Source organism: Promicromonospora aerolata (genome assembly GCF_042682255.1).
Lineage (GTDB): Bacteria > Actinomycetota > Actinomycetes > Actinomycetales > Cellulomonadaceae > Promicromonospora > Promicromonospora aerolata.
Map to the genome: position 1 here is coordinate 768,908 of NZ_JBHUHF010000001.1, position 17,359 is coordinate 786,266.

Annotated in this window: 10 protein-coding genes; 8 read left to right on the top strand and 2 right to left on the bottom strand. The window is 72.4% G+C overall.

The genetic code is table 11. The features are described from left to right. The first annotated feature begins 26 nt into the window (after positions 1 to 26). The 7 genes from ACFSL2_RS03440 (at position 27) to ACFSL2_RS03470 (ending at position 14,167) form a co-directional block, all read left to right on the top strand. The gene (locus ACFSL2_RS03440) at positions 27 to 986 is read left to right on the top strand and encodes a carbohydrate ABC transporter permease (protein WP_377196494.1); all 960 of its coding nucleotides are present in this window, start codon (positions 27 to 29) and stop codon (positions 984 to 986) included. Beyond that, positions 983 to 1,825: a carbohydrate ABC transporter permease gene (locus ACFSL2_RS03445; protein ID WP_377196495.1), complete on the top strand. Its 843-nt coding sequence runs from the start codon at positions 983 to 985 to the stop codon at positions 1,823 to 1,825. Before ACFSL2_RS03440 ends, ACFSL2_RS03445 begins: the two co-directional genes overlap by 4 nt. Positions 1,826 to 1,837: 12 nt before the next feature. Then, on the top strand, positions 1,838 to 3,841 hold the full coding sequence (locus ACFSL2_RS03450) for a glycoside hydrolase family 127 protein (protein WP_377196496.1): 2,004 nt from the start codon (positions 1,838 to 1,840) through the stop codon (positions 3,839 to 3,841). Continuing rightward, the gene (locus ACFSL2_RS03455; RefSeq protein WP_377196497.1) at positions 3,838 to 5,967 is read left to right on the top strand and encodes a glycoside hydrolase family 31 protein; all 2,130 of its coding nucleotides are present in this window, start codon (positions 3,838 to 3,840) and stop codon (positions 5,965 to 5,967) included. Before ACFSL2_RS03450 ends, ACFSL2_RS03455 begins: the two co-directional genes overlap by 4 nt. Before the next feature lie 252 nt (positions 5,968 to 6,219). Beyond that, positions 6,220 to 8,889, top strand: coding sequence for a LamG-like jellyroll fold domain-containing protein (locus tag ACFSL2_RS03460; protein WP_377196498.1), 2,670 nt, complete (start codon positions 6,220 to 6,222; stop codon positions 8,887 to 8,889). 114 nt (positions 8,890 to 9,003) lie between these two features. After that, on the top strand, positions 9,004 to 12,939 hold the full coding sequence (locus ACFSL2_RS03465; RefSeq protein ID WP_377196499.1) for a LamG-like jellyroll fold domain-containing protein: 3,936 nt from the start codon (positions 9,004 to 9,006) through the stop codon (positions 12,937 to 12,939). A 286-nt stretch (positions 12,940 to 13,225) separates the two neighbouring features. Next, positions 13,226 to 14,167, top strand: coding sequence for an aminoglycoside phosphotransferase family protein (locus ACFSL2_RS03470; protein WP_377196500.1), 942 nt, complete (start codon positions 13,226 to 13,228; stop codon positions 14,165 to 14,167). 61 nt (positions 14,168 to 14,228) lie between these two features. On the opposite strand, the gene ACFSL2_RS03475 is transcribed toward ACFSL2_RS03470, so the two are convergent. Beyond that, positions 14,229 to 15,755: a GntT/GntP/DsdX family permease gene (locus ACFSL2_RS03475; protein ID WP_377196501.1), complete on the bottom strand. Its 1,527-nt coding sequence runs from the start codon at positions 15,753 to 15,755 to the stop codon at positions 14,229 to 14,231. Continuing rightward, on the bottom strand, positions 15,755 to 16,402 hold the full coding sequence (locus ACFSL2_RS03480; protein ID WP_377196502.1) for a gluconokinase: 648 nt from the start codon (positions 16,400 to 16,402) through the stop codon (positions 15,755 to 15,757). Before ACFSL2_RS03480 ends, ACFSL2_RS03475 begins: the two co-directional genes overlap by 1 nt. A 99-nt stretch (positions 16,403 to 16,501) precedes the next feature. Here ACFSL2_RS03480 and ACFSL2_RS03485 point away from each other — a divergent pair, with 99 nt between their 5' ends. Beyond that, positions 16,502 to 17,188, top strand: coding sequence for a FadR/GntR family transcriptional regulator (locus ACFSL2_RS03485; RefSeq protein ID WP_377196503.1), 687 nt, complete (start codon positions 16,502 to 16,504; stop codon positions 17,186 to 17,188). Positions 17,189 to 17,359: the final 171 nt, after the last annotated feature.

The following is a 17,359-nucleotide window of genomic DNA, read 5'->3' on the forward strand; positions in this document are numbered from 1 at the left end:
CGACCGACCAGGAAGAACGGAGTCTCGTGATCATCACCACCGAGGCCACGGCCGGAGCGTCACCGGACGTGGACCGGCAGACTGCGCCGCGCCGCCGCCGCGGTCCCGCGGCCTCCCAGTGGACCGCCGTCGGTTTCGCGGCGCCGCTGCTCGTCTACCTCATCGTCTTCTACGCCTACCCGCTCGCGCGCAACATCGACCTCAGCGTGCACGACTACACGATCCGCGCGTTCGTGCAGGGCAACGCCGAGTTCGTCGGGTTCGAGAAGTACGCCGAGGTGTTCGGCTCGGCGACGTTCCCGACGGCGCTGTGGAACACCGCCGCGTTCACCGTCGGCTCGATCGTCTTCCAGTTCGCGATCGGCTTGGCGCTGGCGGTGTTCTTCCGGTCCGGGTTCCGGCTGTCCGGCCTGCTGCGGGCAATGTTCCTCGTGCCGTGGCTGCTGCCGCTCATCGTGTCCGCGTCGACGTGGGCGTGGATGCTGAACAGCGACAACGGCATCGTGAACTCGGTGCTCGCGGCGTTCGGCGGGGAGCAGATCAACTGGCTCACCTCGCCGGACACCGCGCTGCTGTCGGTGACGATCGCGAACATCTGGCTGGGCATCCCGTTCAACCTCGTGATCCTGTACTCCGGGCTGCAGAACATCCCGGGCGAGGTGTACGAGGCCGCGTCCCTCGACGGCGCCGGCCCGTGGAAGCAGTTCTGGAGCATCACGTTCCCGCTCCTGCGTCCCGTCTCCGCCATCACGATCCTGCTCGGGCTGATCTACACGCTCAAGGTCGTCGACGTCATCTGGATCATGACCACGGGCGGGCCCGGCGACGCGTCGACGACGCTCGCGATCTGGTCCTACCGCGAGGCGTTCGGGACCGGTCAGCCGGACTTCTCGCCCGCCGCGGCGGTCGGCAACCTGCTCATCCTCATCGCCCTCGTGTTCGGATTCCTGCACCTGCAGCTCCAGCGCCGTCAGGAGGACTCATGACCGGCCGTCGTCCGATGAGAAGGACACTGCAGAAGCCGTGGTGGAAGACCGCCCTGGGTCTCGTCCTCACCGCGTTCATGCTGTTCCCCGTCTACTGGATGGTGAACGTCTCCCTGACGCGGACCAGCGACCTGCGGGCCGACCCGCCGCACTGGTTCCCCTGGGACCCGACGTTCGAGGGGTACACGGCGGTGTTCCAGCAGCAGCTCCCGGCCCTCGGCACGAGCCTGCTGGTGGGGCTCGGCTGCGTCGCGCTCACCGTGGTGATCGCGGCGCCGGCCGGGTACGCGCTCGCGCTGCTGAACCTCCGCGGCGGCCGCACGCTGAACTTCCTGCTGCTGGTGGCGCAGATGATCCCGGCGGTGGTCATGGCCATGGGGTTCTACGCGGTCTACAACAGCCTCGGGCTGCTCAACACCGTCGGCGGGCTCATCGTCGCCGACTCGACGGTCGCCGTGCCGTTCGGCGTGCTGCTGTACTCGGCGTTCATGTCGGGCATCCCGCGCGAGCTGCTGCAGGCGGCCCGGGTGGACGGCGCGGGGGCCTGGCGCACCTTCCGCTCGATCGTGCTGCCGGTGAGCCGCAACTCGACGCTCACGGTGTCGTTGTTCGCGTTCCTGTGGGCCTGGTCGGACTTCATCTTCGCCTCGACCCTGAACCGCAACGGCGAGCTCATCCCGATCACGCTCGGCATCTACAACTACATCGGCAACAACACGACGCAGTGGAACGCCATCATGGCCACCGCCGTCGTCGCCTCGGTGCCCGCGACGATCCTGCTCGTCGTGGCGCAGCGCTACGTGGCGGCGGGCGTCACTGCCGGCGCGGTCAAGGACTGACGAAGGAACCCCGTGACACATCACCACTCGACGCCGACGGCGTCCCCGGTCGCCCCGCGCGGCCCGCGCCGCGGGCTCGGCGTCGGTGAGCTGCGGCTCGACGGCGGCTTCTGGGGCGCGCTCCAGGCGACCAACGCGGACGCGACGCTGCGGCACTGCCTCGACTGGATGGAGCAGCTCGGCTGGCTGGCCAACTTCGACCGCGTCGCCGACGGCGCCACCGGTGGGCACCGCCCGGGCTGGCAGTTCTCCGACTCCGAGGTCTACAAGCTGCTGGAGGCGCTGGCCTGGGAGCACGGCCGCACCGGCGACGCGGAGGCCGACGCGCTGCTGCGCAAGGTCGTGGACCGGGTGGCCGCCGCACAGGACGAGGACGGCTACCTGAACACGTGCTTCGGGCACGCGGGACAGGCCGCCCGGTACAGCGACCTCTCGACGGGGCACGAGCTGTACTGCACGGGCCACCTGCTGCAGGCGGCGGTCGCGCGGGTGCGGACCGTCGGGCGGACGGCGGGGGAGGACGACACCCTGGTGGACGTCGCCCGCCGCGCCGCGGACCACGTGTGTCGTGAGTTCGGCGCCGACGGCCGGGACGGGATCTGCGGGCACCCCGAGATCGAGGTGGGTCTCGCCGAGCTCGGCCGTGCCCTCGGCGAGCCGCGGTACACCGAGCAGGCGCGGCTCTTCGTCGAGCGGCGCGGGCACGGCACCCTGGCGCCGATCGCGCTGCTCAGCCCGGCGTACTTCCAGGACGACGTCCCGGTGCGCGACGCCGACGTCTGGCGCGGGCACGCGGTACGCGCCCTGTACCTGGCGGCCGGGGCGGTCGACGTCGCGGTGGACACCGGCGACGACGGGCTCCGCGCCGCCGTCGAGCGGCAGTGGACACGTTCCGTGGAACGCCGTACCTACCTCACCGGCGGCATGGGCTCGCGGCACCAGGACGAGGGCTTCGGCGACGACTGGGAGCTTCCGCCCGACCGCGCGTACTGCGAGACCTGCGCGGGCGTCGCGTCCGTGATGGTCTCGTGGCGCCTGCTGCTGGCCACCGGCGAGGTGCGGTACGCGGACCTCATCGAGCGCACCCTCTACAACGTCGTGGCGACGTCACCACGCGCGGACGGGCGCGCCTTCTTCTACGCGAACCCGCTGCAGCAGCGCGAGCCCGGCGCGGACGTGCGGCCCGACGCCGTCAACCCCCGCGCCGAGGGTGGGGTGCGCGCGCCGTGGTTCGACGTGTCGTGCTGCCCCACCAACGTGGCGCGCACCCTCGCGTCGTGGCAGGCGTACGCGGCCTTCGTCGACGAGGCACCGGGCGCATCCTCCGACGGCGTCGTCGTCGTGACGCTCGCGCAGTACGCCGCGGGCGACCTGCGGATCGTGCTCGACGACGGTGACGAGGTCGCGCTGCGCGTCACCACGCAGTACCCGCACGACGGGCGGGTCCGGGTCGAGGTGATCGGCGTGCCCGAGCGGCCCGTGCGGCTGCGCCTGCGCGTACCGCACTGGGCCGACGGCGCCACCCTCACCGGTCCGGACGGCTCGACCACCACCGTCGGACCAGGATGGGCCGACGCCGGTACGGCGCAGGTCTCCCTCCCGGGACACACCGTGGCGGTCGGCGACGTCGTGACGCTCGACCTGCCGGTGGGCCCGCGGCTGACCTGGCCCGATCCACGGGTCGACGCCGTGCGCGGCACCGTCGCGGTCGAGCGGGGCCCGCTCGTGCTCGCGCTGGAATCGGTGGACCTGCCCGAGGGTGTGCTGCTCGAACAGGTGCGGCTCGACCCTGCCGTGGCGCCCCGTGCCCAGGGCGACGGCGCGGTGGTGCGCGCCGTCATGGTGCCGCTGCCCGGGGCCGGAGCGGGCACCCCGCCGTTCGCCGCTGCCCCGATGTCGGACACGGGGGCAGCGGCGCGCGACCTGACCCTGGTGCCGTATCACCGCTGGGCCGAGCGCGGCCCGTCGACCATGCGCGTCTTTGTTCCCACTGCCCGACACGAGGAGTCCCGATGACCGACGCCACCACGCCGCTCCCCACCGCGGACCGGGCCGACCTGCCCGTCCGCGCCGACGGCGCGCGCCTGACCTGGCGGGGCGGTGGCGAGACCCTGGTCGTCGAGCCGTGGGGCCGGGACAGCGTGCGGGTGCGCGCGACGATCCTCGGCGACGTCGAGGACACCGACTGGGCGTTGCTGCCGCCCGCCGCCGAGGCAAGCACCGAGGCGCACGCGGGTGCCCAGGTCGAGGTCCGGGCCGACGGCGCGACGCTGGTCAACGGTGGCCTCCGCGTGGAGCTCACGGCCTCGACCGGGTTCCACGAGATCGTCGGGTACGAGGTGTCGCACTGCGAGCTCGCCTTCTACGACGCCGACGGCCGGCTCCTGCTGCGCGAGATCGACCGCGGAGGGTCGCTGCAGCTGCGGGCCCGGAACTTCCGCCCGCGGCTCGGCGACGACGGGCACGCGCTCACGGCGTCGTTCGAGTCCGACCCCGACGAGAAGCTGTACGGGATGGGGCAGTACCAGCAGCACGTGCTCGACCTCAAGGGTTCCACGTTCGAGCTGGCGCACCGCAACTCGCAGGCGAGCGTGCCGTTCGTGCTGTCCAGCGGCGGGTACGGGTTCCTGTGGCACGACCCGGCGATCGGGCGCGCGACGTTCGCGCGCAACCGCACGGAGTGGCACGCGGAGTCCACGAGACAGCTCGACTACTGGGTGACCGCCGCGCGCACGCCCGCGCAGATCTCGCGCGCCTACGCCGATGCGACGGGGCACGCCCCGATGATGCCGGAGCGCGGGCTCGGCTTCTGGCAGTGCAAGCTGCGGTACTGGAACCAGGAGCAGCTGCTGGAGGTCGCGCGCGAGCACCGTCGGCGCGGGCTGCCGCTGGACGTCATCGTCTCCGACTTCTTCCACTGGCCGAAGATGGGCGACTACCGGTTCGAGGAGGAGTTCTGGCCCGACCCGACGGCGATGGTCGACGAGCTGCGCGAGCTCGGCGCGGAGCTCATGGTCTCGGTCTGGCCGCAGGTGTCGCTCGAGTCGGAGAACGACTCCTACCTGCGCCGGAACAACCTGCTGGTGCGTGCCGACCGGGGGATCGACGTGCAGATGTCGTTCCAGGGTCCCAGCACGTTCCTCGACGTGACCAACCCCGAGACACGGCGCTGGCTGTGGGAGACCTGCCGGCGCAACTACGGCGCCCACGGCATCCGCACCTTCTGGCTGGACGAGGCGGAACCGGAGTACGGCGTCTACGACTACGACGCCTACCGGTACCACCTCGGCCCCGCCCTGCGCGTCGGCAACGTGTACCCGCAGGCGTTCGCGCGCGCCTTCTACGAGGGGCAGCGGGCCGACGGCGAGACCGACGTGGTCAACCTGGTGCGCTGCGCCTGGGCCGGGAGCCAGCGGTACGGAGCGCTCGTCTGGTCCGGCGACATCTCGTCGACGTTCGAGGACCTCGCCCGCCAGGTCACCGCGGGCATCCATATGGGGGTCGCGGGGATCCCGTGGTTCACCACCGACATCGGCGGCTTCCACCGGGGCGACGTGACCGACCCCGCGTTCCACGAGCTGCTGGTGCGGTGGTTCCAGCTCGGCGCGTTCAGCCCGGTGATGCGCCTGCACGGCGACCGGCTGCCCCGCGAGGACGTGGTGGCGGCGGACGGCTCACCGCGCCTGGCCTCGGGCGCTCCGAACGAGCTGTGGAGCTTCGGGGAGGAGGTCTACGGCATGCTCGAACGCTACGTCCACCTGCGCGAGACGCTGCGGGACTACGTGCGCGACGTCATGCGCGCCGCGCACACCGACGGACAGCCCGTGCTGCGCGGCCTGTTCCACGACTTTCCCGACGACCCGCGGGCGTGGGACGTCGACGACCAGTTCCTGCTGGGCCCGGACGTCCTCGTCGCGCCCGTGCTCACCGCGGGCGCACGAGAGCGTGACGTCTACCTGCCCGCGGGCGCGCGCTGGACCGACGCCGCGACGGGCGCCGTGCACGACGGAGGGGTGACGGTGCGCGCCGACGCCCCGCTCGACGTCGTGCCGGTCTTCCTGCGCGACGGTGCGCTGCCGCAGGTGGTCGGGCGGACCACCGGGCGGGTCGCACCCGGCACGCCCGTGGAGGCGGTCGGCTAGACCGTCTGTCCGGCGTCGCCCGCCGGCGCGACCGCACGCCGTCGAACCAGCGTCGAACCGGTTCGACATCCAGAGCGACAGGAAGCGAGGGCAGCAACGACGCTCCGAAGGACGGAGCGAGCAGGACCGAGACTCGCATGACCACGTACCGGAGGGCCCGAAGCCGTGCCTTCCGCACACACGAGGAGAATGACCATGTCTCTTGAGAGAAGAGCAGCCGCTTCGGGATCCCGGCGCCGCAGGGTCGCGATGATGACCGTGTCGACCGTGAGCGCGCTCGCCGTCGGCACCCTGGGTGCCGCTGTGCCCGCGACGACGGCCTCGGCCGCACCCGGGCCCGAATCGACGCTGGTCGTCGAGGCAGACCAACCGTTCCGCGAGGTCACGCACGTGGCAACGGGTTCGCTGTACGGGATCGCCGACGAGGGCGTGCCGTCCGACGACCTCATCGCCCCGATCAAGCCGAACACGTTCGTCCAGATGCCCCCGGGCGGCACGCAGCAACCGACCGGCGACACCTTCGACGTCTGGCGCACGGCCGAGCGCAACGGTGCCGGGATCGTCGTCCGGCTCTGCGACTACTACCCCGGGTGGCCGTACCGGTTCAGCTGGGAGAACACGGAGGACCGCAAGGCGTGGGAGGACGTCATCCGTGACGTCGTGGCCGACGTCAAGGCGTCGGGGGCGACGAACATCGTCGCCTACGCACCGTGGAACGAGTCGGACCACACCTGGCTCGAGGAGAACGGCAGCTTCGAGGAGCTGTGGGAGTTCAGCTACAACCTCCTGCGGGAGGAGCTGGGCCCCGACGTCCCGATCCAGGGGCCGAGCTTCTCGGACAACATCACCGACATGCGCCAGTTCCTGGAGTTCGCCAAGGAGACGAACACGGTTCCCGACGTCCTCGAGTGGCACGAGCTCATCCGATCGTCGAAGATCCAGGGCGACGTCGAGTCGGTACGAGCCATGCTGGACGAGCTGGGCCTTCCGGACCTGCCCATCGACATCGCCGAGTACGCCTCTCCCCAGGAGGTGGGTCTGCCGGGCCCGATGGTCGGGTACATCTCGAAGTTCGAGCGCTTCGGCATCGACCGGGCCGAGCTGGCGTTCTGGAACCAGTCGGGGACCTTGGGCGACCTGCTGGTCGAGCGTGGCGGCGCGCCGAACGGGGCGTACTGGCTGTACACCTGGTACGCCGACATGACCGGGAACATGGTCACCACGACCCCGCCGTCGAACGAGAGCCCGCTGGACGGGGCCGCCTCCGTGAACGACGCGCAGGACGAGGTGCGGATCATCGCGGGCGGCAACAGCGGCCCGACGTCGGTGGTCGTCAACGGCCTCGACCAGCTCGCGCTCGGGGACGACGTGAACGTGCGGCTCGAGGTCACGCCGTCCTACGGCCGCACCACGCCGACGGAGGGGCCGATCACCGTCTCGGAGACGACGTACTCCGTCGGCGCGGACGGAGCGATCTCGGTCCCCGTCGTGATGAACCCGGCGTACGGCTACCACGTGGTCGTCACACCTGCCGGGGACGCCGAGAGCCTGGCGGGCACCTACACGCTCGACAACCTCCACAGTGGCCTGCCCCTCGGGACGGTCGACGGTGACGTCGTGCAGGCAGAGGCAGGCCAGGGCGGTACGTGGGAGATCCGTGACGCGGGTTCCGGTCTCTACACCGTGGTCGACGCCGCGAGCGGTCTGGTCCTTGCTGCGGAGGACGGGACGGCCGGCAACGGTGCGCCCGCGGTGCTCCAGGAGCCGAACGGGGCCGAGAACCAGCTGTGGCAGCTCGTGCCTGACGGCAAGGGCAACGTGCGCCTCGCCAGCTACGGGACCGGTCTGACCCTCGGGGTCGACCAGATGAGCACCGAGCCGGGTGCCGCTGTCGTCCAGTGGACCGACGGCGCCGCGACGTCGGGCTGCACACCCGACGGGCCGCGGCAGCCGGGGAAGATCGGGACGGCGCTCGACCTGTGCGGCACCGACTCGTACGTCACGCTGCCGGACGGCGTCGTCGACGGGCTCGACGGCGACTGGACGGTGTCCACCTGGGTCAAGCCGTCCGGTCTGCCGACCTGGGCCCGGGTGTTCGACATCGGCTCGGGATCGGGCTCGAGCATGTTCCTCACGCTCAACGCCGGGAGCGGTCCGCGGTTCGCCATCACTACGGGCGGGGCAGGGGGAGAGCAGCGCCTCGACCACCCGGGGCAGAACCTCGCCCTCGACGAGTGGTCGCAGGTGACGGTCACCGTGTCCGGCACCACCGGCACGCTGTACATCAACGGCACAGCGGTCGCGACCAACGACCAGCTGACGGTCTCGCCGGCCGACCTGGGGGCCTCGAACGGACGGAACTGGCTCGGAAGGTCGCAGTACGGGTCCGACCCTGCGTTCGACGGTGCGCTCGACGACTTCGCGATCTACGGACGAGCCCTGTCCGCGGCGGAGGTCTCCGAGCTCGCCGCCGGGCAGCCGGCCGAGGGCGACGTCGTGCACTACGCCTTCGACGAGGCCGAGGGAGTCACCGCGGTGGACTCCTCGGGCAGCGGGCGCGACGGCACCCTCACGGTCCGGTCGGGCGCCGGCGGTGCGACGACAGCGACCGATGCGGAGACCGCCGACCGGTTCTGGACGCTGACACCGGCGGAGCGAAGCCCGGTGACTGTCGAGGTCGCGACGCAGTGCCGTGGCGAGCAGGCGTTCGTCGTGGTGCGGGCGACCAACAACTCGGACACCCGCACGGACGTGGCAGTTACGGCCCTGGGGGAGTCGCGGGATCGGGACGTGCTGCGGCCGGGGGCGACCTGGCAGATGCCGTTCGCTGCGGAGGCCTCAGCAGCGGACGCCGGCGCGGTGACCGTCCGGGCCGGTGGCGTCGAGTCGGTCCACAAGTACGAGGGCACGACCTGCGGCTGACACCTGGCTGACGAGGTAGCGGCCGGTCGGCCGCCGCCAGGTCGGAAGCCGGCCGGCCGCTACACCCACCAGCCCCCATCACAGCTCGAAACCCTACGAGGAAGGCACTCAACGATGAGCACGACACCTTCAAGCAGTAGCGGAGCCGCCACGCGCGGTCCTGCCCGGCGCAGATCCCTGCGCACAGCGGTCGCGGCCCTCGCGACGCTGGCGCTCGCCGGCGGCACGGCCGGCGCGGCGCTCGCGGCGCCGGTCACGGCGCAGGAGCTACCCGCGCCCGACCTGCACTACACGATGGACGACGTCGCGGGCGACGTCGTGCCCGATGCCTCCGGGAACGGGCTGGACGGGGCGATCTCCGGCGCCACCGGCCTGGTCGACGCCGAGGGCGGTGGCACGGCGCTCGACCTGCCAGGCGGCGCGGACGGCGGGTACGTGACGATCCCGCGTGCCGCCCTGGAGGGCGCCACGGATCTCACCGTGTCGGCGCGCGTCCGCTGGGACGGGGCCGGCGGTGCGTGGCAGCGGGTCTTCGACCTCGGCACCGACTCCACGCGCTACCTGTTCGCCACGCCGTCGAACGGTGACGGGCGCCTGCGTACCGCCCTGACGACGAACGGCGGGGGTGGCGAGGCGCAGGTCAGCGGCTACGACCCGCTGCGCGCCGGTGACTGGGTGACGCTCACGGTCACGCTCGACGCGGCGGCCGACCAGCTCACCACCTACCTCGACGGCGTGGCCGTCGGCTCGGCGCGGTCCGCCGTGGCCGCCGGGGACCTCCTCACGGACGCCGCGCAGTCCGCCGGCTACATCGGCCGGTCGTTCTACCCGGACCCGCTCCTCGACGGCGCCGTCGACGACTTCCAGGTCTACCGCTCCGCGCTGACGCAGGACCAGGTGGCGCAGCTCGTGGGGGAGACCCCGGACCTGGTGGAGCTGACCAAGGACACCTTCGAGGTGCGCACCACGGTCGCGAGCGCGCCGGAGCTGCCCGAGGCGGTGCGAGCCTCTTACACCGACGACTACGACCGCGCTGTCCCGGTGGTCTGGGACGAGGTCGACCCGGCGCAGTACGCGCAGCCGGGCGAGTTCACAGTCACGGGTGACGCGGCGGGCACGGCGGTGACCGCCGTCGTCACGGTGCACCGGGGCGAGCTGCGGGTCGACCTCGGCGCGGGGACCGGGCCGTTCCACGGCGGGGCGTCCGGCACCCTGTACGGGCTCTACGGAGACGGGCTGCCGAGCGACAACCTCATCGAGGGCATGGGGATCCGGACCGTGTCGACCAAGGCGCAGGACGGGCCCCAGCACCCGGGCGCCGACGCGCTCGAGGTGGTGCGGCCGCTCGCCGACGCCACCGACGGCGACGTCTACATCTACATGACCGACATCCACCGCGGCTTCCCGTACCAGTGGCCGGGCGACACACCTGAGGAGAAGCTCGACGGTTTCGTCGACAAGATCGCGACGCAGGTCGACCAGGTGCTGGAGATGCCTGCCGAGTACCAGGACAACGTCGTCTTCGTCCCGTTCAACGAGCCGGAGGGCAACATGTTCGGCACGGGCCAGTGGAGCTATGACGGCACGTCGTGGCTCGACGACGGAGACGACTACTTCGCCGCCTGGGACCGGGTCAACACGCTCATCAAGGACCGGATGCCGGGAGCGCGCGTCGCCGGGCCGAACACCAGCGTCCTCTACGGCCAGGTCAAGGGCTTCCTCGAGCACACGGTCGAGGCCGGGACCGTCCCGGACGTCATGACGTGGCACGAGCTGTCCCACCCCGAGAAGATCCGCGAGTCCGTGGCGACCTACCGTGACTGGGAGGCCGAGGTCTTCGCGGGCACCGAGCTCGCGGGCACCGAGCTGCCGATCAACATCAACGAGTACGCGTTCAACTACCACACGTCGGTGCCCGGCCAGATGATCCAGTGGATCTCGGCCATCGAGGACTCCAAGGTCGACGCCGACATCGCGTACTGGAACATCGACGGCAACCTCTCCGATTCCGCCGTCCAGTCGGACCGCGGCAACGGGCAGTGGTGGCTGTTCAACGCGTACGCCCAGATGAGCGGGCACACCGTCGAGGTGACGCCGCCGTTCCCCGGCGAGAACTACACGCTGCAGGGCGTCGCCACCCTGGACGAGGAGCGCGCGATGGCGCGCACCATCGTCGGCGGGACCGACGGCGCGGCACCGGTCGAGCTCGTGAACGTCCCCGAGGCCGTGTTCGGCGACGACGTGCGCGTCACCGTGCGCGAGATCCCCTGGACCGGACAGCTCGGCGACTCCGCCCAGCCGCGGCACCTCGCCGAGTTCAAGGCACCGGTGACCGACGGCAAGGTCGCCGTCGAGTTCGACGGCGAGGCGCTGCCGCTGCTGCGGGAGTCCTCGGCGTACGAGATCGTCGTGACGCCCGCCGGCGTCGGCGAGAGCACCAGCACGGCCCCGACGGCCTGGGCGGGCAGCTACGAGGCGGAGGACGCCACGCACACCGGCTCCGGCTACAGCCTGAACGGCCCCGAGGGCTCGCCCGCCGACGTGGGCAAGTTCTACACCTCGGGCGGGTACGACGTCGGCGGCCTGCGCACCGGCTCCGACCTCGTCCTGGACTTCGAGGTCACGGTGCCGCAGGACGGTACCTACGACCTGTCGGTCTTCGCCAACAGCCAGAACACCTTCGCCGCCGTGGCGGAGCAGGGCCCGACCAACGTGTTCGTCCGGGTCGACGGCGCGGCGGAGCAGGAGCTGCACCTGCCGCTCGGCTACAAGTGGGTGGTCTGGGACCACGCCGACACAGAGGTAGACCTCACGGCGGGCACGCACACCATCTCGCTCGCGGCACGGAGCCTCGACGGCAGCGGCGCCACGCAGGGTGACGCGATCGTCGACCGGATCACGCTCGCACTGCCGGGCCCGGACGCCACGACCTCCGTGTACGAGGCGGAGCTCGCGACCCTGGACGGCGGACAGGCGCGGTACGAGGCGCCCGACGGGGTCGAGGCCTCGACGGTCTCCGGCGCCGGCGGCGTCGAGCTGGCCGAGGGCGAGACCGCCACGTTCTGGGTCTACGGGGAGCAGGACGCCGAGGCGACGCTCGGCGTCGACCTGCTCGGCGACGGCAGCGGCACGCTCGCGGTGAACGGCCGCGACGTGCTCGACCTCGCGCAGGGCCCCCTCGAGCAGGAGGTCTCCGCACACCTGACCGGAGGCGTGAACAAGGTGGTCGTCACCGGCGGCGCCGGCGGTGTCGTCGTCGACCGGCTGACGACCTCCCCGGGTGCCGGGGCGCTCGCGGCGACGGAGTACCAGGCCGAGGACGCCGAGCTCGCCGGTTCCGTGACGGTCTCGGACTACTCCCTCGCCGAGGGCGGCAAGGCCGTGACGGACGTCGGGGGAGAGCCCGGCAACGGCAACACCCTCACGTTCCGGGTCGACGCCGGCCAGGCCGGTCCGCACGCCGTCGTGCTGCGGTACTCGAACCCGGAGCAGTCACCGGCGTCGCACTACAACCCGGACCCGATCGCCCGGCGGGCGGACATCTCGGTGAACGGCGGCGCGTCGGCCCCGGTGCTCTTCCCGCACTCGTTCCACGAGAACAGCTTCTGGGAGAAGACGGTGGTGCTCGACCTGGAGGAGGGCGAGAACACGATTACCCTCGGCTCGCAGGAGGCGCCGAACTTCGACGGCACCACCTACGCGTCGGACGTCTGGCCCGACTTCCCGCTGCGGTCGCGCTGGGCACCGATCGTCGACCGGATCACCGTGTCGCCGCTGGCGGCACCGCTCCGGACCGGGGTGACGGCGGAGGCCGTCTGCCGCGGGCCGCGCGCCTTCCTCGCGGTCGGCACGACGAACGTCGCGGACGAGCCGGTCGACGTCCGGGTCGACGGAGCGCTCGGCACCCGGTCCACCGAGGACCTGGCGCCCGGCGACACCTGGCGGCAGACGTTCCCGGCGCGCTCGACGACGCTGGAGGCCGGATCCGTCACGGTGACGGCGGCCGGTGTCACCACGGAGCACGCCTTCCCGGAGGTGGCCTGCGGCTGACGAGACGACCGCCGGCCGAGCGTGTCGGGACCAGGTCCCGGCACGCTCGGCCCGCGGCCGGCCGGCAGCGCGGAGGTCTGCCGCGACGCGGATGTCGCGTACGCCACAGCGCTGTGGCAGGTGGGGCGGCCGGGCCGATCCGCACGTATGGCCAGGTGGGTTCCACGGCTTCGACATGCTGGCGCCGCACACCGTGCTCGCGAAGGCGGTGCGCGCGGCGCGCGACTCCTGGCCGGCGCGCACGATCGGTCTCCGACGGCCGATTCGGAACGTACCGTTGCTTCGTATGAGCCACGGCAACGTCACGATCACGGCGGACCTGGTCCGGGACCTGCTGCGCGAGCAGCACCCGGACCTGGCGGACCGCCCGGTGCGCCTCGGCGCGAAGGGGTGGGACAACCAGCTGTGGCGGCTGGGCGACGACCTTGCCGTACGGCTGCCGTGGGCCACAGAGTCCGCGGACGTGCTGCTGCGCAAGGAGCACGCCTGGGTGCCGGGTCTCGCGCAGCGGCTCCCGCTGCCCGTCCCGGTACCGCAGCGGCTGGGCGAACCGGCCGAGCTGTTCCCACGCTCCTGGATCGTCACCACCTGGGTGCCCGGCACACCGGCGGACCATGCTCCCGCGACCCGGGCGGTCGAGGCGGCAGAGGCTCTGGGCGCCTTCCTGTCGGCCCTGCACCGGCCGGCGCCGGAGGGCGCACCAGCAGGCCGGAGCCGCGGCGGGCCACTGCGTGAGCGTGCGGAGGAGTTCACCGAACGGCTGGCCGCCGCCGTCGACCTGCGGCTCGTCGCCGACCCCGCCACGGTGCGCGCCGTCTGGGACGACGCGGTGGCCGCGCCCGACTGGGCCGGACCGCCCCTCTGGCTCCACGGCGACCTGCACGCGGCCAACATCCTCACCGCTGACGGCACCTTCTGCGGCGTCATCGACTTCGGCGACCTGTGCGCGGGAGACCCGGCCACCGACCTGGCCGCCGTCTGGGCGCTGCTGCCCGACGGTGCCACGGAGACCTTCTACGCCGCGTACCGGCCCGGCACGGGCGGCCCCGACGCCACGTCCGGACCGGATCCCGCGACGCTCCGGCGTGCCCGCGGCTGGGCGCTGCTGGCCGCGCTGAGCGGCATCCTCATCGGCGAGGCCGGAACCACGGGGCGTCCCGGCGGCAAGCAGTCGTGGGGCCCGCCCGCGCACGCGGCGATCCGGCGTCTCCTGGAGACCGCCGGCTGACGGGGGCTCGGTGGGGCCGTCGCCGACCCAGCACGCGGAGCCCCCGCCACGGTGGCCGGCGCTAGACGACCGCCCCGAGGAGCAGCACCACCAGCAGCGCGACCACCGAGAGCACCGACTCCATGAGGGTCCAGGTCTTGAAGGTCTGGCCCACCGTCATGCCGAAGTACTCCTTGACGAGCCAGAACCCGGCGTCGTTCACGTGGGAGAGGAAGACGGAGCCGGCGCCGATGGCGAGCACGAGCAGCGCCGCGTGCGTCGGCTCCAGGCCGGTGGCCAGGGGCGCCATGATGCCGGCGGCGGTGATGGTCGCGACGGTCGCGGAGCCGGTGGCGATCCGGATGAGGGCCGCCACCATCCACCCCGCCAGGAGCGGGGTGATCCCGGCGCCGGCGATCCCGGAGGCGATGACCTCGCCGACTCCCGAGTCCACGAGCGTCTGCTTGAAGCCGCCACCCGCACCGACGATGAGCAGGATCCCGGCGATGGGTGCGAACGACGAGCCGACCAGGTCACCGAGCTGCTGCCGGGTGCGGCCGACGGCGGTGCCGAAGGCGAACAGGGCGAACAGCGCGGTGAGCAGCAGCGCGACGAGCGGCTCGCCGAGGAACTCCAGCACGGTCCCGTAGCCGGTCTCCGTGGCGCCGGCGATCTCCACGACGGACCGCGCCAGCATGAGCAGCACGGGCAGCAGCACGACGAGCACCGACATGCCGAAGGTCGGCGTGCGCGGTTCGGTGGCGGGCGTGGCGGTGGCCGTCGCGGTCGCGGTGGTGCTGGTGCCGGTGCTGGTGGTCGTGTTCGTGGTCGGCGGACCAGCCTGGCCCGCGTCGTCGGTACGGACGGCGGGCGCCCCGCCGTCGGCCGTGCCCAGGATGCTGACGGGCGGCGCCAGCTGCACCCAGCGGGTGAGCGGGATCGCGAGCAGCGGTCCGGCGACGATCACGGTCGGTACCGCGACGAGCAGTCCGAGGCCGAGCGTGAGGCCGAGGTCGGCGCCGAGGGCCTCGATGGCGAGCAGGGGGCCGGGGTGGGGCGGCACCAGGCCGTGCAGGGCGGACAGTCCGGCCAGCGCCGGGATGCCGACCAGCACGGGGTTCGCGTGCAGCCGGCGGGCCACGATCATCACGACCGGGATGAGCAGCACGACGCCCACCTCGAAGAACAGGGGGATGCCGACCACGAACGCGATCAGCGCCATGGCCCACGGCAGCCGTGCGGCCGGGGTCCGGTCGAGGATCGTGTCGACGATGCGGTCGGCGCCGCCCGAGTCGATGAGCAGCTTGCCGATGATCGCGCCCAGCGCGATGAGCACACCCACGCCCGCGACGGTGGACCCGAGGCCCGCCGAGAAGCTGGTGAACGTGTCGGTGAGGCCGATGCCGGCGACCAGCGCGAGCACGCCGGACCCGAGCACGAGGGCCAGGAACGGGTGCACCTTGAGCCAGACGATGAGCGCGATGATGACGGCGATACCGGCTACGGCCGCGATGACGAGCTGGGGTGTCGAGGCGGCCGGGGCGGCGTCGGCGACCTGGGGCAGCGCCGCCGCGGCGGCGCCCTGGGCGAGCAGGCTGGAGTGGAGCATCAGCGGTCCTCGGACTCGGTGGTGGGCACGGTGGTGGGTTCCGGGTCGGACCCGGCGGCGGGCGGGGCGTCGGGCCGGTCGAGCAGGCGCAGGATGTCGTCGACGATCTGGTCCGGCCGCGGGGTGATGTCGACGGCGAACCCGGCCTCGTCGTCCTGCAGCGGCTCCAGCGCAGCGAGCTGGCTGTCGAGCATCTCGGGCTTCATGAAGTGCCCGGCACGCCCCTGGATACGAGCCCGTAGCAGGTCGTGGGAACCGGTGAGGTGCACGAACCGCACGTCTCCGGCGGTCTCCAGCAGCTCGCGGTAGCCGCGGCGGAGCGCACTGCACGGCACCACCGCGCTGCGACCCTCGGAGAGCTCCTTGGCGAACCAGTCCCGGATGCCGCGCAGCCACGGCCAGCGGTCGTCGTCGTCGAGCGGACGGCCGGCGGCCATCTTGGCGACGTTCGCGGGCGAGTGGAAGTCGTCCCCCTCCGCGAACGACGCGCCGAGCCGGCCGGCCAGGAGCGCCGCGACCGTCGTCTTGCCCGAACCGGCTACGCCCATGACGACGATCGCCCGGGGTGCACGGTCCGCACCGCCGCCGGGTGTCCCGTTGGTTGTCTGGGTCGAGAACATCTCTGTCTCGGTGACGTCTGTGTCCATCCCTCCATCCTCACTCATTGGTGACACCATTGACGCGTGATTCATGTCACCAATGGTGCCCGTGCCGGCGTCGACGAGGGGCCGACCTATCCTGGGGCGATGCCTCCCGTGCTGCACAGCCCAGTCCTCGATGCCCTGGGCCGTCGCATCACCGGTGGGGAGCTGCCCGCCGGAGCGACGCTGACCCTGGACGGGATCGGGGCGGAGTTCGGGGTCTCTCGCACCGTCGCGCGCGAGGCGATGCGCCTGCTCGAAGGGCTCGGCCTGGTCCGTTCGGGTCCGCGCGTGGGCATCGTCGTGCTGCCGCACGACGCCTGGAACGTGCTCGACCCCCGCGTCATCGCGTGGCGGCTGGACGGGCCGGGCCGCGCCTCCCAGCTGCGCTCCCTGACTGAGCTGCGCCAGGCGGTCGAGCCGCTGGCCGCCGCATGCGCCGCGCGCGGCGCCTCGGCCGCCGTCCGCGACGAGCTGGTCGCGACCGCACGCCGGCTGCGCGAGCTCGGTGAGGCCGGCCACGGCGACGGCGAGGAGTTCCTCGACCTGGACATCCGGATGCACGAGCTGCTCATGCGGTCCGGCGGCAACGAGCTGTTCAGCGCTCTCGCCGACGTCGTGGCCGTGGTCATCTCCGGGCGCACCCACCTCGGCCTGATGCCGGCCCACCCCGAGCCCGAGGCCCTGGACGCGCACGAGGCGGTGGCGCTCGCCGTCGCCCGCGGTGACGGCGCGGCCGCCGAGGAGGCGATGGCGCGGATCGTCCGCGAGGTGCGTGGGGCGCTCGGTTAGCTGCGCGGTCCGGCGGGTCGGTTCTGGTCGCTGCCGCTGGCCCGGGGCTGCGGGGGTGACGACATCGAACCGCCGGCGTGGGTCCGTATGCACCCGGGGGGTGCCGAACCGCAGCCTTCGTGTCTCGTGGGTGGCTGGGGGTGTCGAGCCGCAGGTTGCTGGTTGGCGGCG